Origin of the sequence: Sphingomonas sp. 35-24ZXX (assembly GCF_000786215.1) — a bacterium.
GTDB lineage: Bacteria > Pseudomonadota > Alphaproteobacteria > Sphingomonadales > Sphingomonadaceae > Blastomonas.
In genome coordinates this window covers 86963-110198 of the sequence record NZ_JROG01000003.1, presented here as the reverse complement: position 1 = coordinate 110198, position 23236 = coordinate 86963, and the positions used below count along the sequence as shown (strand labels likewise).

Here is a 23236-nt window from a genome sequence, read left to right as displayed (position 1 = left end):
AGTCCGGGCTGCGTACCGCACCACACCGCCCCTGGTTTCCGGCTTTTGCCGGAAAACGGGTTTTCTCTGGCGGTTATCGGCGTTAGGTGGCGACCAAAGACCATCACAGGAGACCCATCCGATGCCGCAACTCGTCCTCATCCGCCACGGCCAGTCGCAGTGGAACCTGGAAAACCGCTTCACCGGCTGGTGGGACGTGGATGTGACCGAAAAGGGCGCGGAAGAAGCGCGCGCCGCTGGCCGCCTGATGCGCGACAAGGGGCTGGATTTCGACATCGCCTTCACTTCGCTGCAGACCCGCGCCATCAAGACGCTCAATCTGGCACTCGAAGAGATGACCCGGCTGTGGCTTCCGGTCGAGAAGGACTGGCGCCTGAACGAGCGGCATTATGGCGGGTTGACCGGGCTCGACAAGGCACAGACCGCCGCCAAGCATGGCGACGAGCAGGTGCACATCTGGCGGCGCAGCTTCGACATTCCGCCGCCGCCGATGGACGCAGGATCGGAATTCGACCTGTCCAAGGAGCGCCGCTATGCCGGCATCGCCATTCCCAATACCGAGAGCCTCAAGGACACCATCGCGCGCGTGCTGCCGTATTGGGAAAGCCGCATCGCGCCCGAACTCAAGGCAGGCAAGCGGGTGATCATCTCGGCGCATGGCAACTCGCTGCGGGCGCTGGTCAAGCACCTCTCGGGCATCGCCGACGATGACATCACCTCGCTCGAAATCCCCACCGGTCAGCCCATCGTCTACCAGCTCGACGACAATCTCGCCGAGGTGGAGCGCTATTACCTCAGCGAGCGCTGACCGGCGCCCTGCCGTCAGGCGGTGTGCGCGTCATAATGGTCGATTTCGGCCAGCAGATGCGCCACCGCTTCGGGGGGCAGGAATGAACCGGTAAAGCTGTTGGCTGCGAGCGATCGCAGCTCAGCACGGCTGAGGTCCAATGCCCTGGCGACGGCCCGATAATTCTCGTTCACATAGCCGCCGAAATAGGCCGGATCGTCCGAATTGATCGTCGCGCGGATGCCGGCGTCCAGCATCGCCTTGACCGGGCTCTGCCCGATCTCGTCGATCACGCACAATTTGAGGTTGGACAGCGGGCAGACGGTGAGCGTCATCTCCTCGCCCGCGATGCGCGCGACCAGCCCTGCATCCTCCATGGCGCGATTGCCATGGTCGATCCGGTCGACACCCAGGATATCCAGCGCCTCGTGGACATAGGCGGGCGGCCCTTCCTCGCCGGCATGCGCGACCAGTTTGAGGCCGAGCGACCGCGCGCGCGCGAACACATTGGTGAATTTCGACGGCGGATGGCCGACCTCGGACGAATCGAGACCCACCCCGGCGATCTTGTCCAGATACGGAAGCGCCTCGTCCAGCGTCGCCTCGGCCGCGGCCTCGTCGAGATGGCGCAGGAAGCACATGATGAGGTGCGAGGTCATGCCCCACTGCTTTTCACCATCGGCGAGCGCGTCGGAAATTCCGGTGACGACATCGGCAAAGGCTACGCCGCGCTCGGTATGCCCCTGCGGATCGAAGAAGATTTCGACATGGCGGACATGGTCGGCATGCGCACGTTCCAGATAGGCCCAGGTCAGGTCGTAGAAATCCTGCTGGGTCAGCAGCACTGCCATGCCCTGATAGTAGATATCCAGAAAGTCCTGCAGGTTACTGAAATTATATGCCTTACGAATATCCTCGACACTGTCGAACGGGATATCGACGCGGTTGCGCTGCGCCAGCGCAAACAGCATTTCGGGCTCAAGCGAGCCTTCGATGTGGAGGTGCAGTTCGGCCTTGGGGAGCCGGTCGATATAGGCGTCGCGCTGATCGGGTTTCATGCCTGCGGTTATGCCAATCGCAAGGGTCCGGCGCAATCGCTTCTGCGGTCATCATTCCCCAAGAATGATATTGGCCCCCGGCTTGTGGGCGCGGATTTCCTCGACCGTCAGGCCGGTGATCTCGTGCGGAAAGACCAGCCACTGTTCGGTTTCGTGCACGAAATAGCGCGGGGTGAGATCGGTGACATTGCGCGATGGCTTGTAGTAGACGGTCGCGATCCGCCAGTCGTGCGGCATGTTGTACCGGCATTTCGCCGCGAGCTCATGAATGAACGCGCGGATCGATCGTCCGGAATCGAACACGTCGTCGACCACCAGCAGCCGGTCTTCCGGGCTCAAGGTGTCGATCAGATAGCCCAAGGCATAGACGCGCACGTCCTTGCTCTGCTGGTCGATACCGTAATAACTGGCGGTGCGGATGGCGATATGGTCGGCATCGATGCCGTGATATTCGAGCAGCTCCTGCACCGCGATGCCCACCGGCGCACCGCCGCGCCAGATTCCGACGATATGGGTGGGCTGATAGCCGCTCTCGATCACCTGCATGGCCAGCCGATAGCTGTCTTCGAGCAGGCTGTTGGCGGTGATATAGAGTTTTTCGGTGGTCATGACTTGGGCGGCCTTGCTGGCGACGGGCGTTGCGCCTTCATGCCAGCGCCGCAGGTGGGGTCAAGCCCTGCCGGGATCAGGCGCCGCGCTTCAGGCCCTGCCCGCGCGCGTGATCACCACCGCGGCAATCGCCAGCAGCAGGATCGCACCAGCTTCGAACAGGATCTTGTCGGGTGCCATGTCCTTGCCCTGAAGCACGATCAGCCGGGCAAGCGCAGTGATGGCGATGAAGATCGGATAGACGAACGGCGATCCGCGCCCGGTATAGAAGACCGCGATCATGCCGATCACTTCGGTGTACAGAAACATCAGCAGGATATCGGCCAGCGAAATGGTGCGTGCGGCCAGAATGCCCCAGACCTCGATCCCCGCCGCGCCCAGCGTCATCAACGCCACCAGGATCAGCAGCACATGCTCGATCAGGTGGAAGCCGCGCACGGCATACGAGTCGGCGGCCAGCATGGGCGATGCGGCGGCGGGCACCTCGTCATGCGGTCCGGGTTGGTCTGCCATGCGCCAGCCTACCACGGCATCGCAAAAAAGGTTAGCGCCGTCTCCCGGCTCTGCACCCCGCCGCCGTCGGCATTGTGACAGACCCGCCGCCGGACTGCCATAAATAGTATACAATCCGGTCATCAGAGCGACGCCCCCCGACCCTATCGGCCGCGACAGCCAAATAACGTCAGTTTTCATGGGGTTACACCAAATGTCGAAATTCACCGGGTGCGCGCTCATCGCGCTGCAATTCGCCATGCTTTGTCCTTCCGCAGCACAGGCTGCTGACGTCATGCCGTCAGCCGGAGCCGAAGATGCGGCGGATGCTGCCGATGCCGCCCCGTCGGACATGATCATCGTCACCGGCACCCGCGATGCCACCCGGACCCAGTTTGACACCATGGCCCCTGTCGATGTGCTGTCGGATGATGTCGTCGACAACGTGATTTCCGAAGACCTGTCTGACACGCTCGCCCGGCTGCTGCCGTCGTTCAATGTCCAGCGGCTTCCCGCAGCCGATGGCCAGGCCTTCGTCCGCCCGGCCAGCCTGCGCAGCCTGTCGCCCGACCACACGCTCGTTCTGGTCAATGGCAAGCGCTATCACCGTTCGGCGCTGCTGGGCGGTCGCGGCGCGCAGGCGCCCGACCTCAACACCATCCCGACCATCGCGATCAAGCGGATCGAGGTGCTGCGCGACGGTGCGTCCGCGCAATATGGTTCGGATGCAATCGCCGGCGTGATCAACATCATCCTCGATGACGAGCCCGGCATGGAAGCCTTCGGCCAGTTCTCCGAATATTATGAAGGCGATGGCGACAACTATCAGGTCGGCGTTCAGGGCGGCCTCGCGCTGGGCGACCGCGGCAGCATCGTGTTCTCGGGCGAATACAGCAAGAATGCGGCGACATCACGCACGCGCCAGCGCCCTGATGCGATCGCCCTGCAGGCGGCCCGCCCCGATCTGGTGATCCCCAACCCGGTGCAGCGATGGGGTCAGCCGGAATCGCGGATCATGCGCGGCGCGATCAACATGCGCTATGCCTTGAGCGATGCGCTGGAAATCTATGCCTTCGGAACCGCCACCGGCGGCGATGGCGTCACCGATTTCAACTGGCGCAACCCGGTCGGCACCGCAAACGTCTATGCCAACACGACGGTCTTTCCGGGCTTCAACTTTTCGCGGATCTACCCTGCCGGCTTCACCCCGCGCTTCGGCACCGAGCATGAGGACCTGCAAGCCGTCGCCGGGCTGCGAAGCGCCGAGCGTACCGGAGACTTCACCTTCGACATCAGCGCCTCGTCGGGCCGCAGCCGCATCGACTATCTGATGAGCGAATCGCTCAACGCCTCGCTCGGTCCCAACAGCCCGACGAGCTTCTATCTGGGCCGGCTCGAGCAGCGCGAGTTCAACCTGAATGCCGATTTTGTCTATCGGCTGGATGTCGGCGGGTTTGAGCCGGTCAACATCGCCTTTGGCGGCGAGCGCCGCGAGGAAACCTACAGCGTGGGGGCAGGCGACCCGGCATCTTACGCCGTCGGCCCGGGCGCAGTGGCAGGCCTCGCCCCCAATGCCAACGGCTTTCCGGGCTTTGCGCCCAGCCAGGACGGCAGCTTCGGGCAGGAAAGCTATGCCGGATATCTCGATCTCGAATGGCGCCCGGCCGAACCGCTGACACTGGGTGTGGCAGCCCGCTACGAGGATTTCTCGAACTTTGGCGACACGTTCGACTACAAGCTGTCGGCGCGGTTCGAGCCAATTTCGGGCCTTGCCATCCGCGGTGCGTTTTCCACCGGCTTCCGCGCGCCGACGCCGGGCCAGTCGAACACCTCGAACACCTCGCAGGGGCTCGATACCCGCACGTTACAGATCTTCACCCGGGGACGGCTTTCGACCAACGATCCGGTCGCAATCGCGCTGGGGGCCCAGCCCCTGCAGCCCGAACAGTCCGAAACGCTCACCGCAGGCCTGACCTTCCAGTCCGAATTCGGTCTCTCGGCGAGCATCGATGTCTATCAGATCGACGTGCGTGACCGGTTCGGCCAGTCCAATGCCTTTGCGGTGCCGGCGGGCCTTCCCAATCCGCTGCAGTTCACCTCGATCAGCTATTTCACCAACGATTTCGACACCCGCACCCGTGGGCTCGATGTGGTGCTCGCATATGCCGCCGCCTTGGGGGATGGCACGTTCAACGCGCGCCTCGCCTATAACTACAACCAGACCAAGGTGACCAACGGCACCAGCATCACCATTGGCAACGATACGCAGCGGCGCCTGTTCGAGGAACGCCTGCCGCAGCACAATGCTACCGGTTCGCTGGGCTACACGATCGGCGCGTTCACGGTGACGGCGGCGGGCCGCTATTACGGCGCGTGGACCGATTCCAGCGGCAATGCCACCGGAGATGTGTTCCAGCGGTTCGGCTCGATCGTGCTGTTCGATCTGTCCGCCGCGGTGCAATTCACCGAGAATCTGTCGATCCGTGTCGGTGCCGAGAATATCTTCGACACCTATCCCGATGAAGCAACCAACCAGGCGGTGCGTGGCCTCATCTATTCGCGCAATGCGCCCTATGATACCGATGGCGGTCAATATTATGTTCGCCTGGGCGTGCAGTTCTGAGGCATGATCGGGGCATGAGCATCGATCGCAGAACCTTGCTGACGGGCGCGGCGGCATTCGCTGCTGCGCCCCTCGCCTCCCCTCTGGCCCGCGCCGCGAGTGCCAGCCAGGGCGCCGCGGCCCAAGACGAGGCCTATTGGGCCCGCGTGGCTGCGCAATATGATCGCCCGGAATCGGTCATCCAGCTGGAAAACGGCAATTGGGGGATGATGGCGCGCCCGGTGCTGGCGCAATATCAGCAAGCGGTGGCACGGGTAAACCGCGACACCAGCTTCTATGCCCGCCGCGGCATGGGGCGCGATCTGATGGCGGCGCAGCAGCGGCTGGCGAGCCATCTGGGCGTGGCCACGAACGAGATCGTGTTCACCCGCAACGCCACCGAGGCGCTGAAAAGCCTGATCGGCGGCTATAACCGGATCGGCCCCGGAACGGCGGTGCTCCACGCCGATCTGGATTACGACAGCATGCAGGCGAGCCTCGTCAATGCGGCCCGCCTGCGCGGTGCGCGGGTGGTGAAGATCGACCTGCCCGAACCGGCAACGCATGATGCTGTGCTCGCGGCTTACGCGGCGGCCTTTGCAGCCCATCGCGACCTCAAGCTGGTGCTGCTCACCCATATCAGCCACCGCACCGGGCTGATGCTGCCGGTGCGTGCGATTGCCGACATGGCGCGGGCGCGCGGGATCGACACGATCCTCGATGCCGCGCACAGCCTGGGCCAGGTCGACTATCGCCTGCCCGATCTGGGCGTGGATTTCATCGGCTTCAACCTGCACAAATGGATCGGCGCGCCGCTGGGCGTGGGGGCGATGTACATTCGTGCAGAGCGGCTCGATGCGATCGATCCCGATCTGGCAGATGATCACGCCAAACTCGAGTCCATCGCGTCACGCGTGCATACCGGAACGGTGGATTTTGCAGCCTTGCTGACGTTGCCCGCCGCGCTCGATTTCCAGGCGGCGATCGGTGCGCCGGCGCGCGAGCAGCGGCTGCGCAGCTTGCGCGACCGCTGGGTGCGACAGGTGCGCACGCACCCCGATATCGCGGTGCTGACACCCGACGATCCCCGCATGCACGGGGCGATCACCTCGTTCAGGGTGCGCAGATGCACCAGCGATGCGGACAATCGCGCGGTGGCGCAGGCGTTGCTGGAGAGCCACGGCATCTTCACCGTCCAGCGCGGCGGGGTCGCTGCCGGAGCCTGCGTGCGCGTGACCCCTGCCCTGTGCAACACGATGGCCGATGTCGATGCGCTGGCCAAGGCGCTGCAGGAACTCGCCCCCAGGATGGCCAAGGGATGATGCCGGTCAGGCGTTGATCCACCAGCGGATCGCATAGGCGATCGCCCCGATAAAGCCGACCGACATCAGCCAGATCGCGACCATCCAGCCCAGCTTGTGCGCCAACGGCCGCGCATCGCCGCGATCGGGGTCGTCGGCGTCGGGGAGCATCAATGCCAGCCTTCCATCAATGGTAGCCCTCGTCGCCCACCTTGCCGCGGAACACCCAATAGGCCCAGCCGGTATAGCCGATGATCAGCGGCACGATGAACAAGGTGCCGACCAGCATGAACAGCTGGCTGCTGGGGTGGGTCGCGGCATCCCAGATCGTCACTTCATCGGGCACGACATAGGGGAACATGCTGATCCCCAGCCCGATCATGCCCAGCAGGAACAGCGCCAACGTCAGCAGAAAGGGCGCATAGTCGCGCCGCAGCTTGAGCGCGCGGTAGAGCAGGAAGGTGATCAGCGCGACCAGCACCGGCACCTGCGCGGAGAACAGCACATTCGGGAAGGTGAACCAGCGGTTCCAGTACTCGCCCTCCAGGAACGGCGTGTACAGGCTGACCGCCCCCAGCGCGACGAGCGTTGCCGGGAACAGCTTCCAGCTCATCCGGAACGCGTGATCCTGCACCGGGCCTTCGGTCTTCATGATCAGCCAGGTCGATCCCAGCAGGCCATAGCCGATCACCGTGCCGATGCCGGTAAGCACTGAATACAGGCTCAGCCAGTCGAGCCAGCCGCCCGCATAGGCGCGGCCTTCGACCTCCACCCCCTGCAGCAGCGCGCCCAGCGTCACCCCTTGCGCAAACGCGGCGATGAACGATCCGGCGGTGAACGAGAAATCCCAGAACGGCTGGTGATTGGGGTCGCGCCAGCGGCCCTCGAATGCCACACCGCGCAGCACCAGCCCCAGCAGCATCGCGATAATCGGCGGGTAGATCGCGGGCAGGATGATCGCATAGGCCAGTGGGAACGCCGCAAGCAGCCCTCCCCCGCCCAGCACCAGCCAGGTCTCGTTGCCATCCCAGACCGGCGCGACCGTGTTCATCGCCTTGTCACGCTCGGGCCCACGCCCCAAAGCCGGGAAGATGATACCGATGCCCAGATCGAACCCGTCCATTACCACATAGGCAAAAACGGCAAAGGCGATGATGAACGCCCAGACGATCGTCAGATCCAGGTTCATGCGCCATGCTCCGCCATGGTCCCGGTCTGGCCGCGCCGCGTGCTGTCGGCCGATGCCGGGGTGATGCCTGCGCTGCGCAGCGGCCCCGATGCAGCCGCTTCCTCATGACCGGTGGCAGGCTTGCTCATCAGCTTCAGGATATAGAGCGTGCCCGCGCCGAACATGATGAAATAGGTGACCACGAACGCGACCAGAGACGCGCCGACCGCAGGTGCCGCGAGCGGCGAGACGCTGTCGGCCGTCGTCAGCAGGCCATAGACCGTGTACGGCTGGCGGCCGACCTCGGTGGTCACCCAGCCCGCGATCACGGCGACAAAGCCTGAGGAACCCATCACCATCGCCGCGCGGTGCAGCCACGGCCAGTCGTACAGCTTGCCGCGCACCCGCGCGAGCAGGCTGAACAGCCCGATTCCCAGCATCGCAAAGCCGATGCCCACCATGATACGGAACGACCAGAACAGCATGCCGACCGGCGGCTGCTTGTCGGCAGGAATGGTATCCAGCCCGGCGAGCGGCGCGTCGAGATCATGCTTGAGGATCAGCGAGGAGGCCTTGGGGATCTCGATCGCATAGTCCACGCGCTTTTCCGCACTGTTGGGGATGCCGAACAGGATCAGCGGCGCACCATCGGGGTGGCTCTGATAGTGCCCCTCCATCGCCATGACCTTGGCGGGCTGGTGTTCGAGCGTGTTGAGCCCATGCATGTCGCCGGCGAAGATCTGCAGCGGAGCCACCAGGGCGGCCATCCACATCGCCATCGAGAACATCCGCCGCGCGCGATGGTCGGTCTTGTTCTTGAGCAGATGGAAGGCGCCGACGGCACCGACCACGAACGCGGTCGTAAGATAGGCTGCCATCACGGTGTGGACGAGGCGATAGGGGAAGCTGGGGTTGAAGATGATAGCCAGCCAGCTGTCACCGGGAATGAACTGGCCGTTGGCGGCGATCTCGTACCCGGTGGGTGTCTGCATCCAGCTGTTGACGCTGAGGATCCAGAAGGCCGAGATGAAGGTGCCGATGGCGACCATCAAGGTCGCGGTGAAGTGCAGCTTGCGCCCCACCTTGTCCATGCCGAACAGCATCACGCCGAGGAAACCCGCCTCCAGGAAGAAGGCGGTGAGCACCTCATAGGCCATCAGCGGGCCGATGATCGGGCCGGTCTTGTCCGAAAACACCGACCAGTTGGTGCCGAACTGGTAGGACATCACGATGCCCGAGACGACACCCATGGCAAAGGCGATCGCGAAGATCTTGCGCCAGTATTTGAACAGATCGAGATAGGTATTGTCGTTGGTCTTGAGCCACAGCCCTTCCAGCACCGCCAGATAGCTGGCCAGCCCGATCGAAAACGCCGGGAAGATGAAATGGAAGCTGACCGTAAAGGCGAACTGGATTCGCGCCAGCAACAGCGCGTCAAAACCCTCGAACATCGGCGCGTTCTCCCAGGCCGCTCCTCCCCTGACAGGAGGGGCGGAGCTTTCCGGCCAGAAGCCTGGCCGGTCTCTGTCACAAGCCTATGACAGCGCAGAAGATGCCACAATGCGACGGATTGTCCAAGCAAGCCCGCCCCGGCGAAGGCTAGGCCTTCAGATGCTTGGCGAAATGCGCCAATGTCCGGTCCCAGGCCAGCTTTGCCGCCGCCTCGTCATAGCGCGGGGTGGTGTCATTGTGGAAGCCGTGGCTGGTGCCGGGATAGAAATGCGCCTCGTACGGCTTGCCATTGGCCTTGAGCGCGGCCTCGCACGCCGGCCAGGTCGCATTCACCCGCTCGTCATTCTCGGCAAAATGGATCAGCAGCGGCGCCTTGATCATCGGCACCTCTTCGGGCCGCGCCTGACGCCCGTAGAACGGCGCTGCGGCGGCAAGATCGGGATAGGCCACCGCCAGCGCATGACACACGCCGCCGCCATAACAGAAGCCGGTGACACCCACTTTGCCGGTGCTCGTCTTGTGATCGCGCAGAAATTCGAACCCGGCGAAGAAATCTTCCATCAGCTTGGCAGGGTCGAGCGAGGCCTGCATCGTGCGGCCCTGATCATCGGTGCCGGGATAACCGCCCAGCGAGGTCAGGCCATCGGGGCCAAGCGCCAGATAGCCAGCCTTGGCGAGCCGCCGAACGACATCCTCGATATACGGATTGAGGCCGCGATTTTCGTGCACGACCAGTACCGCGGGCAATTTGCCCTTGGTCTTGGCGGGCCAGGCCATCAATCCGCGCACAGTGCCATGGCCTTCGGGGCTCTTGTACTCGACCCGCTCGGTGCGGATCGCCGGATCGTCGGGCGAAACCTGCTGCGCCAGCGCATAGTCCGGGCTGAGCTGGTTGAGGATCATCAGCCCGGTGACACCCGCAGCGGCATAGCGGCCTGCCTGCTGGATGAATTCGCGCTTGGTCAGCTTGCCATGCACATAGCCATCGAAAATCTCGAGGATGTGCGGGTGAAAATCGCTGACGCGCATCCGGCGGGGGGTGGAAGCTTCGGTCATCGGGTCATCCTTGGGGCTGCGGGATAGGAGGTCGAAAAGGTCAGTCGGCGGGCATGTCGCCAAAATGGGCAAGCGCTGCGCGGGCGATTTGTTCCCCCCATTCCTGCACGAAATGCCCGCCATCGGGAATGATCATCGGTTCGGGGCAGCCCCTGATCATTAAACGCAGCCGCGCCATCGGCCCGGTGCCCAGCACCGGATCGGCGGCGCCCACCGCCATGAAGCTCTCGCCGGACCAATCCTCGCTCCAGAACGCTGCTGCCGCCTTGCCCAGATCAGCCCCCGGCATATCGGGTGCGACAGGAACGAGCGCAGGGAAGATCTGAGCCCCGGCCTTGTATTCGGGGCCGGGATAAGGCGCATCATAGGCCGCGATCTCTGCCTCGGTGAGATGCGGCGTGCCGCGCGCAATGATCCGCCCCACCGGCAGATCCGGGGTGGAGAGCGCATAGGCCTTCCAGGCGTCGAAGCCCGGGCCGGGGCTTTCCCCCTGCCCTATGCCGGTGTTCATCACGATCAGCCGCGTCAACCGGTCTGCAAAGCCGGGGTCGACCGGCAAGGTCAGGCCCAGCAGGCCGCCCCAGTCCTGCACCACCAGGGTCACGTTCCGAAGGTCCAGTCGCTCGACCAGCCGCAGCAGATGGTCACGATGGAAGGCGAAGCTGTAATCTTCCTGCCGCACCGGCTTGTCCGAGCGGCCAAAGCCGAACAGATCAGGCGCGATCACGCGCGCGCCGCTTTGCAGAAACACCGGGATCATCCGGCGGTACAGGAACGACCAGCTGGGCTCGCCATGCAGGCACAGGAAGACGCGGTCGGCATTGTGCGGACCCGCATCGATCCAGGCCGCGCGCAACCCTTCATAGCCTGGCAGGTCATCGGCATAATCGACGGGATAGGCGAAATCGGGAACGGCATCGAACGCCGCATCGGGGGTACGCAGCGCTTCGATCATGGCCAGGTAGTCCTTCGCTATCCAATCCGTGTTGCGCCAGACTAGCTGGAAATCGCACAGATACCAGCGCGTTTTGCTGCCTAGACCGATTGGTCGCCATGCACAAAACCTCGGGAATCCGGGCTATCCGCGGTCGACCATCGCGCACAGCATGTCGGTGACCAGCCGAACCGGCGCCGCATCATGGCGGCTTCGGGCCAGAACCAGCGCGCCCTCCTGCGAAGCGATGATGGTGGCGGCCATGTCGCGGGCCCGCGCGACAGCCACGCCTTCGGCCATCAGCCAGCGCGCAAGCCGCATTTCGATGCGCTGATAGGCGATGCGCACGGCCTCGCCGAGCGGACTGCTGGCGCCACCCTGCTCCTGCCCGATCGCCGCGAGCAGCGAGCCATCCAGCCAATCGGTGCGCTGCAACCATGCCGCCGTCACGTCAGACAGGTTGCGCAGAAACCCGATGATATCGAGCCCTGTGGCCGATACGCGGTCGAGTGCCGCCAGCGAGGATTCTGCATTTCTGTTAATGCACGCCTCAGCCAACTCCTGCTTTCCGCCGGGAAAATGATGATAGAGCGAGCCCTTGGGGGTCTCGGACAGCGCCAGAATCTCAGACAGGCCGATCGCATGATAGCCGCGCTGCTGGAACAGCCGGGTCGCGACCATGATCAGGCGCAATCGCGTCGGATGCATGTCCGAGGACGGGTCACCCCCTCCGGACGCGCCGGAAACGGGGTTGGGATCGAGCAAAAAGGCCAGCATAGACCGAACAGTCTAGCGAGCGGCTCCAGCCTGTCAAGCGAGCCGCAATTCAGAGGCATTTTTTGCTGTGGGAGCAGCCAAAACGGGTGCCTCGGACGCCAAAAACACCAACATCTTTCGTTAACGAATTGGGATCGGCTTGTGGTCAGCGATCGGATCGCTTCAAGACGCGTTTACCTTTGGTCAACCTGGCGGCAAAACGGACCAAATGGACCGTTCGGTCAGACCCGGATTTCCCCACACTTCGGGGGATGATACCAGACTCATCGATATTTCATCACAAATTTGCGTTATAATTCACTGTATGAAAATGATATTTTTTGGAGTTAATCTTGGTTAACAGAAGATAAATCTGGCATTTCTATCGGTTAATCCTGATGACCAAAAGGTTACCGCGGTGGAGCGCACGACGGGTTTTGCTAAGCCGCCGTTTTGTGCGGCCGAGGCTGATCCGGTCGGTCCATTAACTTTTGGGTTTCGGACCGTGCGGTCCAGACAGGTCAAATCAGGCCCTTTTCGAACCCGTCAGACCCCTCGACCAGGCAATATTGGCCCGCGATCGGTGCGTCGAAGAGCGATTTTGGAGCCTGCTACCTAGACCGAAAGGTTTGCTGCTGGACCGGCGGGTCTTCCGCTGGACCATCCGGTCTGGAGACTTCAGAGCCTTGGAAAACCGGGCATAGGGGCGTCATCTTCCCGGGCTCCCGCCCCTCCCCTGCTCGGCAATCTGCGCATTGCGCCATCGGGTCAGTGTGTTAGAAGGCTAACTCGCCTGATCTGGAGCGGATCGCGCCATCGCGGCGCCGGGCGGCCATGAGGGGGCATTCGACATGACACAGACCGACCGGCACCTATCGCTCGATGCCATGCGAGGCTTTGCCGTGATGGGCATCCTGCTGCTCAACATCGTGGGGTTCGCGATGCCCGATGCGGCCTATGTCAATCCCGCCGCGTGGGGCGGCACCGATGTGCTCAATGCGGGCGTGTGGGCAATCAATTTCGTCGTGTTCGACGGCAAGATGCGAGGGCTGTTCAGCGTGCTGTTCGGCGCAAGCATGCTACTTGTGATGCAGCGGGCAGAAGCGGCAGGGCAGAACCCGAGCGCAGTCCATCTCAATCGCATGGCCTGGCTGTTCGTCATCGGCGCCGCCCATTTCATCCTGATCTGGTGGGGCGACATCCTGGTGCCCTATGCCATTTGCGGCACATTGGCGCTTTTCTTCGTGAACAAGGATGTAAAGCAGCTGCTGCGCTGGGCGGTGATCCTCTACACGCTTTATTTCATCCTGACCTGCTTGCTGGTGGCGGGTGGTTGGTGGCAGGCGATCCAGACCGCCGCCCCCGGGGCCGATCCGGAAATGGCCAGAGGCGCTGCCAAGATGCTCGCCAGCTTCGGCAAGCCGGGCACCGACCAGATCTCCGAAAGCCTCGAGCTCTATCGCAGCGGCTGGCCGACGATCGTCCGCGAGCATCTGTCGATCTTTGCGGAATCGCTGGTGAATACGCTGATGTTCTTCACGCTCGATACGCTGGCGATGATGCTGCTGGGCATGGCGATGCTCAAAAGCGGCTTCATCCTGGGGCTCTGGGCTCCTGCCATGTACGCGAAGATCGCGCTGCGGGCCTTTACCATCGGGCTGGTCCCGATGATCGCGCTGGCGGCCTGGGTGATTGCCAGCGGCTTTGACACGATCATCACGTTCGCAGCATTCTTCTGCTTCTCATTTCCGTTCCGGATCGTGCTCACCGTCGGCTGGGCCTCGGCATTGCTCTGGCTGATCGGGCAGCACAGGGACCACCCCCTTATCGTGCGCGTGGCCGCCGCAGGGCGGGCCGCGTTCAGCAATTATCTCGGCACCAGCCTGCTGATGACCTTCATCTTCTATGGCTGGGGCCTGGGTCTGTTCGGCAGCGTCAACCGGGCCACATCGATGCTGTTCGTGTTCGCAACCTGGGGAATCATGCTGTTGTGGTCGAGGCCGTGGCTCGAGCGATTCCGCTTCGGGCCCGCCGAATGGCTGTGGCGTTCGCTGGCGCGGCGCAGCTTGCAACCGATGAAATTGCGATAGGGTCGCAAAATGCCTGTTGCGATGCGTTCTCAATATCGCTATTGGGGGCTGCAACAGGAGAGACGCATGGTTGTTTGCATCTGCAACGCGATTCGGGAACAGGATCTGAAGGACGCCTTGCGCGATGGCGCAGCCCGTCCGGCAGAGGTTTACGCCCGGCTTGGCCGGCGTCCGAAATGCGGCCAGTGCCTCTCGTTTGCGCAAAGCATTATCAGCCGGGAAACTGCGAGCGCATAGCAATAGCCCGCTAAATTCCTTTTAAAAATCAAGTATTTCCCGCACTGCAAAGTCTTTATTTCCGGGCCATTTCCCGCTATCATAAGCTTCTGAATTGAACACGCCCATGCGCCTTGGGAGAGGCCATGCGGTTACAGGAGCATCATCATGAAGGGCGACCCCAAGGTCATCGAATTTCTCAACGACGCGCTCAAGAACGAGCTGACAGCGATCAACCAGTATTTCCTCCACTCCAAGATGCTCGCCAACTGGGGCATCAACAAGCTCGCCAAATACGAGTATGAGGAATCGATCGACGAGATGAAGCACGCCGACAAGCTGGCGGATCGCATCCTGTTCCTCGACGGCCTGCCCAATTTCCAGCTGCTCGGTCGCCTGAAGATCGGCGAGACGGTGGAGGAGATCCTCAAGGCCGATCTGGCACTCGAGAACGAAGCGATTCCATTGCTCAAGGACGGCATCGCCTATTGCGAGTCCGTGCGCGACTACGGCACGCGCGACCTGCTCGCCTATATCCTCAAGAGCGAGGAAGAACATGTCGACACGATCGAAGCGCAGTTCGACCTGATCGAGCGCATGGGCATCCACAACTACATCCAGCTGCAGTCGAGCCCGGTTGAAGACTGACCCGTTGAAGGCACTTTCGCGATGACGGGCAGGCGCGTTATGCCCTGCCCATCGTCTTGCATGAACTGCAGCCTGTGCTTACCGCGACATCGGGCTGGATTTACTGGCTGAGCGCTATGGCCTTGATCATTTCGCTCGCCATCTGGTTGCGATGAACGATCGCGGTGCGGTTGATCGGTATTTTGTACAACGCTGTCAGCATGGCCGTATCGAGATCGGTCATGCCTTCTGGTAGCGCGCTGGCTGAGGCATTGAACAGGTTCATTATGCTGCTCCCCGATGGACTGGCATCGACGCGGGTGCGCGAGAGGATGCCAAAGGCGAGGTAATCCGCCAGCGCGTTGAACGACACGTGCGCCACGCGGGGCACGTCGATGACGAACGTCGCACCCTCGATGCTGACCTGCGCCGGGCTGTTGATCCGGCTGACGGTGCCATGATTCAGGATCGGCAAGTCGAACAGCGCAACGGCGCCCTGGCGCAATCCCGGCGCAATCTGCCCGACCTGGCGGCCGCCAAGCCCTTCGACCGTCTGTCCGTAGAACCAGCGCACCGGCAGCCCGGCCATCCGCAGCTTCCGACGCTCCTCGGCACGGGTGTCGATCAGCAGGTCGGGCCGGTTCTTCGACAGGTTGGCAAACACGGCATCGCCATCCTGCGCGAAAGCCAGCATGACATTGGGCTGGCAATCGCCCTTGGCAACGCGGGCACCGACAGCCAAGGCCATCGCCTCGATCCGGTCGATCAACGGGGTTGCCACTTCGGGGCGTAGGCCGATCGCGCCGATGCAGAGCGGCGCAGCCCATCGCGCATTCTGGTCGGCAACCGAAGACGCCATCACCGCGCGGGTAAAATCCCTGGCGAGCGCATGGGCATCGCCGCGCTTCATCACCTGCCCGGTCACGACGATCGGATCGTCTTCGGAGGGACGGCTGGCAGAGGCAGGTCCGGACGCGGCAAGCAGCGCCGGCACCAAAGCAGAGGCAAGCAGAAAGCGCTTTTTCATCATCATCGACCTCGTCAATAGAGCATCCCGATGTCGCAGCATCAGCGATGCTACAGAAACGCCCTACCCGTTACAAGCATCGATGCTCAAACTGGACTTGAGGTTGATTTTGGACCCAAGCAACAGTGCTTGGCCGATGACTTATTGCGCTGCAGCAATGTCCTTGATCATTTCGCTCGCGATCTGGTTGCGATGGACGGCTGCGCTGCGATTGATCGGGATCCGGTACAGCGCCTTGAGCATGGCGCGGTCGAAATCCGACAATCCGGTGGGTCGATTGCCTTCGGGTGCCACGAACAGCGCCATGATGCTGGCGCTCTGCGGGTCGGCATCCAGCTTGGTGCGAGACAGGATCCCGAAGGCCAGATAATCGGCCAGCGCGTCGAACGGCACGCCGGCAATGCGCGGCACGTCGACCAGCACGGTCACGCCCTTGATGCTTATCTGCGCCGGGCTGTTCATGCGGCTGAGGCTGCCGTCGTTGAGCACGGGCAGATCGAACAGCGCGCCGGGAGAGCCGGCGAGGCCCGGACCATTCTGCCCCACTCCGCGGCCGCCAAGACCCTCGGCCACCTGTCCGTAAAACCAGCGAACGGGCCAGCCAGGTCGGGCCAGCTTGCGCCGCTCTTCGTTCTTGGTGGTCTGCAAAAGGTCGGGCCGATTGGTTTGCAACTTTGCAAAAGTCGCATCGCTGTCCTGCAGGAATGCCAGCATGATGTTGGGCGAGCACTCGCCTTCAGCAACGCGCGCGCCGACCTCGCGGGCGGTTGCCTCGATCCGGTCGATCAGCGGCGTGGCGATTTCGGGGCGAAGGCCGATGGCCCCAACGCAGATCGGGTCGGCCCAGCGGGCATTCTGATCCGCCTCGGTGGGGGCGAAAACCGCGCGGGTGTACGCGCGTGCCATCTGATGCGCCTCGGCGCGGGTGATCCTCTGGCCGGTAACGACAATGGGATCGTCATCCCCCGGAGCCGCTGCCGGAGCGATCGAGGACGACAGCGCCAGGGCAGACAGGGCCATGCCCGAAAGGAACCGGAGTGACATGCGGAGCTTCATGGCGACAAACCTCGCATTGTGATGCTGAATTCGGGTGCGATTGCGGAACCGGCTATGGGCTGCGACCGCACCGCAATGACTCTCCCGATCAAACCCCATGACACAGCGATCGTAACGCTATGTTCGATCAACGCGTCTTTTTGTCTGGCGAACGGCGCCTTGGCCCCAGATTGACGGATATTTGCGCGTTATTGGGCGGTCCATCCGCCATCGACGATCAGTTCTGATCCGGTCATGTAGCTGGCATCATCGCTGGCGAGGAAGGCGATCGGGGCGGCAATCTCTTCGGGCCGCGCCAGCCGTCCGATCGGCGTTGCGGAATTCATCGCTGCCACCAGATCCTCGGTCTTCTCGGCGAAGCCCTTGTCGACCCAGCGCTGGAACCCGGCGTTGAGCAAGGGCGTCTCGACAAAGCCGGGATGCACCGAATTGGCGCGGATCGGCATTTGCTTTTTTGCAAATTCGACCGCGATCCCCTTGGTGAACATTCGCACCGCCCCCTTGCTGGCGTTGTACGCGGAAACCTCGCTATAGCCGGTGATGCCCATGATCGAACTGACGTTGATGATGCTGGCCCCGCCTTTCACCGCCAGGCCGCTCTGCGCGAGCAAGGGCACGAAGACGCGGGTCCCCAGGAACACCCCATCGACGTTGATGCTCATGATCCTGCGCCAGTCGGCAAGGGCGATCGATTCGACCGGCCCGGTCAGATCGATCCCGGCATTGTTGACCAGCACATGCAGCGCGCCATGACGCTGGGTGACATGATCGAGCGCGCGCTGCCAGTCTTGCTCGCGGGTGACATCGGCCTGCAGATAGCTTGCGCCATCGCCCAGCGCGGCCATCGTCTCTGCCGCGTCTTCCGCGCTGTCGAGATCGGACAGCACGACCATGGCACCTTCGGCCAGAAACCGCGCGGCACAGGCATGGCCAATCCCGCGCAGACCACCGGAGATGAACGCGACCCGGCCCTGCAACCTGCTTGATCCGAAATCCGCCATGTTTTCACCCCTGCACCGATGCCACACCTGAACGCCTTGGGCTTAGCACCGCGCCGATGCCGTGTAATTCCGCAATTGTGACAGCGGCTGGCGGGTCGTGCCCGATGAATCGCAATAGGACTGGCACGGCGACCTATTTTGCAGATGGACCCATTGCAGCCGACGCGTTAGCCTCGCCGCCAAATCCAGCTGAGAGGATATCAAGAGGATGAGCGACACCATCGAACTGCAACGCGACAGCGACGAACAGACCGGGCCCTATGTGCGCCCCGACGTGGCGATGCTGCTGGCGATGATGGCGGCCTCTGGCGCCCCGCCGATGGACCAATTGCCATTGGCCGATGCGCGCGATGCCTATCGCATGATGCGGTTCGTCGCGGACGCCGACCCCACCCCACTCGCGATCGTTCGCGATCTCACCTGCCCCGGCCCTGCCGGCAACATCCCGCTGCGCTATTATGATGCGCGCGAAACGCGGGAGGCGGGTCCGGCCATCATGTTCTTCCACGGCGGTGGTTTCGTCATCGGGGATCTGGAAACGCACCATCCCTATTGCACCGAACTGGCCGCTAAGATGGACCTGCCCGTCATTGCGGTCGATTACCGGCTGGCGCCCGAGCACCCGTTCCCTGCCGCGCCGATCGATTGCGAAGCTGCGGCACGCTGGCTGGCGGAAAACGGCACGTCCCTGGGCCTCGATATCACAGGCCTGGTCTTTACCGGCGACAGCGCGGGCGGCAATCTGACGATCGTGGTCACGCAGGCGCTGCTTGCAAAGCCGGCAGCCGTTCCCGTCATCGCCCAGGCACCGCTCTATCCGGTCGTCGATTCCAGCCAGACCAGCGGGTCGTTCACCGACTTTGCCGAAGGCTATCTGCTGACCGCCGATGCCATGAAATGGTTCGGCGACACCTATGCCGCCATCCCCGGCGATCCGCGCCATGACTGCATCAATGGCGAACTTGCAAACCTGCCGCCGACGCTGCTGGTCACGGCGGGGCTCGATCCGCTGCGCGACCAGGGCCGCGATTTTGCCTCACGGCTGGTCAAGGCAGGAGTCGATGTCACCTATATGGAGATGCGCGGCACGATCCATGGCTTCATCTGCCTGCGCAAGGGCGTTCCCAGCGCGCAGGATGATTGCGATGCCATTTTCCGCGGAATGAAGGCGATGCTGGCGCTGTGATGCGCAAGCTGGGGATCATCGCCCTTGCCACGGTGCTGGCGGGCGGTCTTCCTGCGATTCCGGCGAAGGCGCAAAGCGCACCCCAGGTGCGCACAGCCCCCGATTTTTCCGGGATCGTGAGCGAGTATCGGGAAAAGCGCGCACGCGACGCTGGCAGCTGCTGTGCCTTTTCTGCACCAGTGCTCGACCGGACCCTCGCCTTCTGGCTCTTCGACAGCTTCGAGCCGGTCTACGAGGCGCGAAACGACCGCCAGCTGATCCTCGAATTCGTGCCCCAGGGTGCGACAGTTGAAAACTAGCCGCGAATGATCACCCTGTCCGCCTTCAAGGGCGCAGGATCCTCGCCGGTTTCCACCGCCGACATGCAGCAGCGGTTCTTCAACACCGCCAAGGGCTGCGAAATTGCAAACTTCTCGCGCGTGATCGCCAGTGGCCGACTGAACGACGGAACCGAGTACAATCTTTCGAGCAATGGCTGCGGATCGACCGCCGCGGGCGGCTATCCCGGTGCCCGGTCCGGCCGGGGTGAGCAGTTCATCGCCCTGTTGCTGCGCGACGATCAGAATATCGTGGTTTTGCAATATGCCGAGCGGGGCGAACGCTTTGCCGAAGGGGAGCCGCCGATCCGCGATGACATGGTGCCTGCGGTCATGAGTCGCTTCCGGTCGATCGCATTCTGTCGCGACAAGACGGCAACTGGCGATTGCTCCATTGCCTTTGGGTCGCCCTGACCGCTAAGGCGTGCAGCATGAACGAATTTGACAGTCTTCCCTATCGGCCGTGCGCGGGCATCATGCTGGTCAACAATGATGGCAAGGTGTTTGTCGGCCAGCGGCTGGATAGCACAGTTGAAGCCTGGCAAATGCCGCAAGGCGGGATCGACCCGGGCGAAGAGCCCGAGCAGGCCGCCTATCGGGAGCTTGGCGAGGAAACCGGCATCGCCGCCTCGCTGGTCGAAGTGATCGCGCGCTCGAAGCACGAGCATCTCTATGATCTTCCACCTGAACTAATGGGGCGGATCTGGGGCGGCAAGTACCGCGGCCAGCGCCAGATGTGGTTCCTGATGCGGTTCATGGGGACCGACAAGGACATCGATATCGAGACCGACCACCAGGAGTTCAAATCCTGGCGTTGGGCCGATCCCGACAGTCTTGAGGGACTGATCGTGCCATTCAAGCGACGGTTGTACCGCGCAGTGGTGGAAGAATTCCGTCCGCTCATATAGTCTGCGTATTTCGCAGATGTGATTGGACGCGTTCAAGATGATCCCTTCGCGCGCCGTAACGGGCGCGATCGCCCTGATTGTATTGGCTAGCGCGCCCCTGGCAGCCCAGACTCCGGCAGGGGTGGGTGAGATGGTCGAGGCTGCGCTTCGTTCGGGCGATGCTGCAGGTCTGGATGCGGTAATCCGCTATGCCAAGCAGGCGCACCCCGAGGCTGCCGAAGCGATCGACGCGCAGGTCGCCGCCTTTCGCAATGCCAATGGTTCGGGTGACCAGCCGCCCGCTCCCCCTGCCGTCGCCGCCAACCCACCCGTGATCACTGCCGAAGCGAAGACCCAGGCGTCTGCCGAGCCTGAACAGACGGCGTCGGCCGTCAAATACAGCGGAGAAGGCGAACTGGGTGCCTTCACCACCACCGGCAATGCGCCCGGAATCGGCCTTGCGGCCGGGCTGAAGCTGACGGCCGAGGGCGAAGACTGGCGGCTGGGTCTGCTGGGACGCGCGGATTACCAGGAAACCAGCAAGGTCGTGGTCCGCGAACAGTATCGCTTCAGCGTGGAACCCAACTACAAGTTCAACGAGCGCGGCTATGTCTACGGGCTGGGCCAGTATGAACAGGACCGCTTCCAGGGATTCCACGCGCGCTACAGCGTATCGGGCGGTGTCGGCTACAGCCTGCTCACCAGCGATGAAGCCAAGTTGAGCGTCAAGGCGGGCCCGGCGTGGCGCTATACCCGGCTGGTGACCGGCATGCAGGAATCGGTGGTCGCAGGCCTGGCTTCAGTCGACATCAAGGTCAAGGTGACCCCGACGATCCAGCTGACCGAGGCGGCCAGCGCCTATGTCGACGAAGAGCGCAGCACCCTGTTCTCGGTCGCCGCGATCGATTCCCAGCTGATCGGCAAGCTCAAGGCGCGCCTGTCCTATACCGTGCAGTATGAATCGAACCCGGCGCTGGGCCGCGCGCCCACCGACACGACGAGCCGCCTGACCCTGGTCTACGGCTTCTGAGGTCGTTCAGCGACCGCCGTTGGCGACGATGTCGACCTCGGTCCCGCCGTTGGCCATGGGCTTCAGGAACAGCACATAAGCCGATTCGCCCTTGGTGCCGCCGAGCACATGGTCCGCGCCGCGCAGCTGATATTCAGCTGAATAGCCTCCGCGCCGGGCCTTGGTGTAATAGAAATCGACGACATTCTTGAGCGCGGCCGGCGTGGTGAAGTTGACCACGCGAATATTGCACTGGCCCTTGTCGACGCCAGCAGCTTCCTTGACATTGGCGCGCGGGTAGACCGCGAAATCCGCAGGCATGCGGCTGGCCCAGCCCATCGCGTAATCGAGCTTGCCCTGGCACACGCCGTTCTGTTGCGCCGCCTTGGCTCCCAGAGTGCTGCCCTGATTGCAATCCTTGCAGTCTTCGGCGGCGACCTTCTTGGGTTCGGGGGCCTTCATCAGGCCGCGCGGACCGATCGCGGCCGCAGCGGCCTTCTCCACCGCAGCCAGCTGGCCCTTGGGCACTCCTGCCGACGGGACCGAGCCATCGCTGCCTTCGCCGAGCACCGCGTTGCGGTTCGACTTGTCGACCAGATCGGGATCGACGAGGATCTGATCCTCCAGCGCACCCTTCATCGCAGGATCGGCAGCGTCCGCCAGCAGCGCGGCATCTTCCCCGTCTGCCGCCTTGTCGTTGGCGTCCTGACAGGCTGCCAGCGCCAGCGCCGCGCTGCTCAGTATCAGCAGGTTGCGCGGCAACGCGAAGGAAGGTCGGGCCATGGCTGTTGTCCTCAGTTGATCGACGGAAAGCCTCTCCATGCCAGAGAAGCCGTTAGCATCACGTTAGCCATGCCTTGGCGGTGATGGAACTGTCCCGCCAAAAGAGGGTTAACCCGCCGCCAATTGGGTCAGGCCCTGTCCCACAACGGGACTTAGCCGCTAACCGTTTCAGAACCGGACAAATTTGCGCCGGTTCTCCTGCCATTCGGCCTTGCTCTGGCCATAGCAATCGACCGGAAAGTCCTGATACGGCTCGGGCAGCTGCGTCCTGCCCTGATTGCGCGATCCCAACCGCTCGGCGAGCGCGATCGACGCGGCATTGTCCGGATCGATGGTATGGATGACATTGTCCCAGCCCAGCAGATCGAAGGCGTAATCGATCGTCGCCACGGCCGCCTCGAGCGCATAGCCCTTGCCGGCATGGCTGCGCAGCACACCCCAGCCGACCTCGGTGCCTGGCCAGCCATCGGGTTGCCATGGACCGATCCGCCCGATCCATTCACCGGTATCGCGCGTGATCAGCGAGAACATCGCAAATCCGCGAATGTGCCAGGCGCCCGCCATCGAGCAGAGGCCCCGCCAGGCAACGGCGCGTGGCTGCACGCCGCCCAGATAGCGCATGGTCTCTTCATCGGCGGAAAACTGGGCCCAGGCTTCGAAATCCTCAGGGCCGGGCGGGCGCAGGATCAGGCGCTGGGTCACCAATATGGGGCCGTTGATCATCGCGCATCTCCCTCGCCTGTCTGTTTATGGCCTCGGGGATAGGCACAGCACTTCGGCTTGGCAAGGCTGCGTGCCCCAAAGCGAAACCCCTCCCTGCCC

General features: G+C 63.0%; 25 protein-coding genes. 11 read left to right on the top strand and 14 right to left on the bottom strand.

All coding sequences use genetic code 11. From position 1 onward, the window contains the following. Nucleotides 1-121: 121 nt before the first annotated feature. Nucleotides 122-808: a 2,3-diphosphoglycerate-dependent phosphoglycerate mutase gene (gene gpmA / locus LI72_RS03245; protein WP_033924469.1), complete on the top strand. Its 687-nt coding sequence runs from the start codon at nucleotides 122-124 to the stop codon at nucleotides 806-808. Between the two features lie 14 nt (nucleotides 809-822). On the opposite strand, the gene LI72_RS03240 is transcribed toward gpmA, so the two are convergent. The 3 genes from LI72_RS03240 to LI72_RS03230 form a co-directional block, all read right to left on the bottom strand. Beyond that, nucleotides 823-1845, bottom strand: a complete 1023-nt coding sequence (locus LI72_RS03240) for an adenosine deaminase (protein WP_033924468.1) — start codon at nucleotides 1843-1845, stop codon at nucleotides 823-825. A 51-nt stretch (nucleotides 1846-1896) separates the two neighbouring features. Further along, complete coding sequence (locus tag LI72_RS03235; protein WP_033924467.1) at nucleotides 1897-2454, bottom strand: phosphoribosyltransferase; 558 nt, start codon at nucleotides 2452-2454, stop codon at nucleotides 1897-1899. Between the two features lie 90 nt (nucleotides 2455-2544). Continuing rightward, on the bottom strand, nucleotides 2545-2967 hold the full coding sequence (locus tag LI72_RS03230; RefSeq protein WP_081984585.1) for a phosphate-starvation-inducible protein PsiE: 423 nt from the start codon (nucleotides 2965-2967) through the stop codon (nucleotides 2545-2547). Nucleotides 2968-3160: 193 nt separating this feature from the next. Between LI72_RS03230 and LI72_RS03225 the strand changes: the two genes are divergently transcribed. Continuing rightward, the gene (locus tag LI72_RS03225) at nucleotides 3161-5569 is read left to right on the top strand and encodes a TonB-dependent receptor (protein WP_156139464.1); all 2409 of its coding nucleotides are present in this window, start codon (nucleotides 3161-3163) and stop codon (nucleotides 5567-5569) included. Nucleotides 5570-5583: 14 nt separating this feature from the next. After that, nucleotides 5584-6870 carry an aminotransferase class V-fold PLP-dependent enzyme gene (locus tag LI72_RS03220; RefSeq protein WP_033924466.1) on the top strand — a complete coding sequence of 429 codons (1287 nt, stop codon included), beginning with the start codon at nucleotides 5584-5586 and terminating at the stop codon, nucleotides 6868-6870. 6 nt (nucleotides 6871-6876) lie between these two features. Here LI72_RS03220 and LI72_RS19915 read toward each other — a convergent pair whose 3' ends face one another. The 6 genes from LI72_RS19915 to LI72_RS03195 all read right to left on the bottom strand — a co-directional run bounded on the left by LI72_RS19915 (nucleotide 6877) and on the right by LI72_RS03195 (nucleotide 12236). Continuing rightward, nucleotides 6877-7020 (bottom strand): DUF2474 family protein, encoded by a 144-nt coding sequence (locus tag LI72_RS19915; RefSeq protein WP_156139463.1) that lies wholly within the window; start codon nucleotides 7018-7020, stop codon nucleotides 6877-6879. A gap of 16 nt (nucleotides 7021-7036) precedes the next feature. After that, nucleotides 7037-8038: a cytochrome d ubiquinol oxidase subunit II gene (gene cydB, locus LI72_RS03215; RefSeq protein WP_033924465.1), complete on the bottom strand. Its 1002-nt coding sequence runs from the start codon at nucleotides 8036-8038 to the stop codon at nucleotides 7037-7039. Next, entirely contained in the window at nucleotides 8035-9468 is a 1434-nt protein-coding gene (locus tag LI72_RS03210) for a cytochrome ubiquinol oxidase subunit I (RefSeq protein WP_033924464.1), read from the bottom strand. The genes cydB and LI72_RS03210 overlap by 4 nt, the downstream gene beginning before the upstream one ends. 148 nt (nucleotides 9469-9616) lie before the next feature. After that, nucleotides 9617-10525 carry a YghX family hydrolase gene (gene yghX / locus LI72_RS03205; protein WP_033924463.1) on the bottom strand — a complete coding sequence of 303 codons (909 nt, stop codon included), beginning with the start codon at nucleotides 10523-10525 and terminating at the stop codon, nucleotides 9617-9619. A 40-nt stretch (nucleotides 10526-10565) separates the two neighbouring features. After that, the gene (locus LI72_RS03200) at nucleotides 10566-11480 is read right to left on the bottom strand and encodes a haloalkane dehalogenase (protein WP_033924462.1); all 915 of its coding nucleotides are present in this window, start codon (nucleotides 11478-11480) and stop codon (nucleotides 10566-10568) included. 123 nt (nucleotides 11481-11603) lie between these two features. After that, nucleotides 11604-12236, bottom strand: a complete 633-nt coding sequence (locus LI72_RS03195) for a TetR/AcrR family transcriptional regulator (RefSeq protein WP_081984584.1) — start codon at nucleotides 12234-12236, stop codon at nucleotides 11604-11606. A gap of 830 nt (nucleotides 12237-13066) precedes the next feature. Here LI72_RS03195 and LI72_RS03190 point away from each other — a divergent pair. The 3 genes from LI72_RS03190 (at nucleotide 13067) to bfr (ending at nucleotide 15169) form a co-directional block, all read left to right on the top strand. Then, nucleotides 13067-14305 (top strand): DUF418 domain-containing protein, encoded by a 1239-nt coding sequence (locus LI72_RS03190; RefSeq protein WP_033924460.1) that lies wholly within the window; start codon nucleotides 13067-13069, stop codon nucleotides 14303-14305. Nucleotides 14306-14371: 66 nt separating this feature from the next. Continuing rightward, nucleotides 14372-14542 carry a (2Fe-2S)-binding protein gene (locus tag LI72_RS19470; RefSeq protein WP_081984724.1) on the top strand — a complete coding sequence of 57 codons (171 nt, stop codon included), beginning with the start codon at nucleotides 14372-14374 and terminating at the stop codon, nucleotides 14540-14542. Between the two features lie 147 nt (nucleotides 14543-14689). After that, nucleotides 14690-15169, top strand: a complete 480-nt coding sequence (gene bfr / locus LI72_RS03185) for a bacterioferritin (RefSeq protein WP_033924459.1) — start codon at nucleotides 14690-14692, stop codon at nucleotides 15167-15169. A 100-nt stretch (nucleotides 15170-15269) separates the two neighbouring features. Here bfr and LI72_RS03180 read toward each other — a convergent pair whose 3' ends face one another. The 3 genes from LI72_RS03180 to LI72_RS03170 form a co-directional block, all read right to left on the bottom strand. Next, nucleotides 15270-16175 (bottom strand): hypothetical protein, encoded by a 906-nt coding sequence (locus tag LI72_RS03180; protein ID WP_231562347.1) that lies wholly within the window; start codon nucleotides 16173-16175, stop codon nucleotides 15270-15272. Nucleotides 16176-16316: 141 nt separating this feature from the next. After that, nucleotides 16317-17219, bottom strand: coding sequence for a hypothetical protein (locus tag LI72_RS03175; RefSeq protein ID WP_156139462.1), 903 nt, complete (start codon nucleotides 17217-17219; stop codon nucleotides 16317-16319). Between the two features lie 200 nt (nucleotides 17220-17419). Further along, on the bottom strand, nucleotides 17420-18232 hold the full coding sequence (locus LI72_RS03170; RefSeq protein ID WP_033924456.1) for an SDR family NAD(P)-dependent oxidoreductase: 813 nt from the start codon (nucleotides 18230-18232) through the stop codon (nucleotides 17420-17422). 208 nt (nucleotides 18233-18440) lie between these two features. On the opposite strand from LI72_RS03170, the gene LI72_RS03165 reads away from it, so the two are divergent. The 5 genes from LI72_RS03165 to LI72_RS03145 all read left to right on the top strand — a co-directional run bounded on the left by LI72_RS03165 (nucleotide 18441) and on the right by LI72_RS03145 (nucleotide 21652). Next, nucleotides 18441-19418, top strand: coding sequence for an alpha/beta hydrolase (locus tag LI72_RS03165; RefSeq protein ID WP_033924455.1), 978 nt, complete (start codon nucleotides 18441-18443; stop codon nucleotides 19416-19418). Beyond that, complete coding sequence (locus LI72_RS03160) at nucleotides 19415-19717, top strand: hypothetical protein (protein ID WP_197051796.1); 303 nt, start codon at nucleotides 19415-19417, stop codon at nucleotides 19715-19717. Before LI72_RS03165 ends, LI72_RS03160 begins: the two co-directional genes overlap by 4 nt. A 6-nt stretch (nucleotides 19718-19723) precedes the next feature. Beyond that, on the top strand, nucleotides 19724-20149 hold the full coding sequence (locus LI72_RS03155; RefSeq protein WP_033924453.1) for a hypothetical protein: 426 nt from the start codon (nucleotides 19724-19726) through the stop codon (nucleotides 20147-20149). Between the two features lie 17 nt (nucleotides 20150-20166). Next, nucleotides 20167-20643: an RNA pyrophosphohydrolase gene (locus LI72_RS03150; RefSeq protein ID WP_033924452.1), complete on the top strand. Its 477-nt coding sequence runs from the start codon at nucleotides 20167-20169 to the stop codon at nucleotides 20641-20643. A gap of 82 nt (nucleotides 20644-20725) precedes the next feature. Continuing rightward, nucleotides 20726-21652, top strand: coding sequence for a DUF481 domain-containing protein (locus LI72_RS03145; protein ID WP_231562346.1), 927 nt, complete (start codon nucleotides 20726-20728; stop codon nucleotides 21650-21652). A gap of 6 nt (nucleotides 21653-21658) precedes the next feature. Here LI72_RS03145 and LI72_RS03140 read toward each other — a convergent pair whose 3' ends face one another. Beyond that, entirely contained in the window at nucleotides 21659-22414 is a 756-nt protein-coding gene (locus LI72_RS03140) for a hypothetical protein (RefSeq protein WP_033924451.1), read from the bottom strand. Nucleotides 22415-22582: 168 nt separating this feature from the next. Then, nucleotides 22583-23137: a GNAT family N-acetyltransferase gene (locus LI72_RS03135; RefSeq protein ID WP_033924450.1), complete on the bottom strand. Its 555-nt coding sequence runs from the start codon at nucleotides 23135-23137 to the stop codon at nucleotides 22583-22585. Nucleotides 23138-23236: the final 99 nt, after the last annotated feature.

Bases quoted from the DNA above. Each gene is read 5' to 3' on its own strand.
- LI72_RS03240 (WP_033924468.1), bottom strand. From the start codon at position 1,845: ATGAAACCCGATCAGCGCGACGCCTATATCGACCGGCTCCCCAAGGCC.
- LI72_RS03210 (WP_033924464.1), bottom strand. From the start codon at position 9,468: ATGTTCGAGGGTTTTGACGCGCTGTTGCTGGCGCGAATCCAGTTCGCC.
- LI72_RS03170 (WP_033924456.1), bottom strand. From the start codon at position 18,232: ATGGCGGATTTCGGATCAAGCAGGTTGCAGGGCCGGGTCGCGTTCATC.
- LI72_RS03230 (WP_081984585.1), bottom strand. From the start codon at position 2,967: ATGGCAGACCAACCCGGACCGCATGACGAGGTGCCCGCCGCCGCATCG.
- LI72_RS03200 (WP_033924462.1), bottom strand. From the start codon at position 11,480: ATGATCGAAGCGCTGCGTACCCCCGATGCGGCGTTCGATGCCGTTCCC.
- LI72_RS03165 (WP_033924455.1), top strand. From the start codon at position 18,441: ATGAGCGACACCATCGAACTGCAACGCGACAGCGACGAACAGACCGGG.
- LI72_RS03225 (WP_156139464.1), top strand. From the start codon at position 3,161: ATGTCGAAATTCACCGGGTGCGCGCTCATCGCGCTGCAATTCGCCATG.
- bfr (WP_033924459.1), top strand. From the start codon at position 14,690: ATGAAGGGCGACCCCAAGGTCATCGAATTTCTCAACGACGCGCTCAAG.
- LI72_RS03140 (WP_033924451.1), bottom strand. From the start codon at position 22,414: ATGGCCCGACCTTCCTTCGCGTTGCCGCGCAACCTGCTGATACTGAGC.
- LI72_RS03220 (WP_033924466.1), top strand. From the start codon at position 5,584: ATGAGCATCGATCGCAGAACCTTGCTGACGGGCGCGGCGGCATTCGCT.
- LI72_RS19915 (WP_156139463.1), bottom strand. From the start codon at position 7,020: ATGCTCCCCGACGCCGACGACCCCGATCGCGGCGATGCGCGGCCGTTG.
- LI72_RS03135 (WP_033924450.1), bottom strand. From the start codon at position 23,137: ATGATCAACGGCCCCATATTGGTGACCCAGCGCCTGATCCTGCGCCCG.
- LI72_RS19470 (WP_081984724.1), top strand. From the start codon at position 14,372: ATGGTTGTTTGCATCTGCAACGCGATTCGGGAACAGGATCTGAAGGAC.
- LI72_RS03150 (WP_033924452.1), top strand. From the start codon at position 20,167: ATGAACGAATTTGACAGTCTTCCCTATCGGCCGTGCGCGGGCATCATG.
- cydB (WP_033924465.1), bottom strand. From the start codon at position 8,038: ATGAACCTGGATCTGACGATCGTCTGGGCGTTCATCATCGCCTTTGCC.
- LI72_RS03190 (WP_033924460.1), top strand. From the start codon at position 13,067: ATGACACAGACCGACCGGCACCTATCGCTCGATGCCATGCGAGGCTTT.
- LI72_RS03235 (WP_033924467.1), bottom strand. From the start codon at position 2,454: ATGACCACCGAAAAACTCTATATCACCGCCAACAGCCTGCTCGAAGAC.
- LI72_RS03175 (WP_156139462.1), bottom strand. From the start codon at position 17,219: ATGTCACTCCGGTTCCTTTCGGGCATGGCCCTGTCTGCCCTGGCGCTG.
- LI72_RS03180 (WP_231562347.1), bottom strand. From the start codon at position 16,175: ATGAAAAAGCGCTTTCTGCTTGCCTCTGCTTTGGTGCCGGCGCTGCTT.
- gpmA (WP_033924469.1), top strand. From the start codon at position 122: ATGCCGCAACTCGTCCTCATCCGCCACGGCCAGTCGCAGTGGAACCTG.
- LI72_RS03155 (WP_033924453.1), top strand. From the start codon at position 19,724: ATGATCACCCTGTCCGCCTTCAAGGGCGCAGGATCCTCGCCGGTTTCC.
- yghX (WP_033924463.1), bottom strand. From the start codon at position 10,525: ATGACCGAAGCTTCCACCCCCCGCCGGATGCGCGTCAGCGATTTTCAC.
- LI72_RS03195 (WP_081984584.1), bottom strand. From the start codon at position 12,236: ATGCTGGCCTTTTTGCTCGATCCCAACCCCGTTTCCGGCGCGTCCGGA.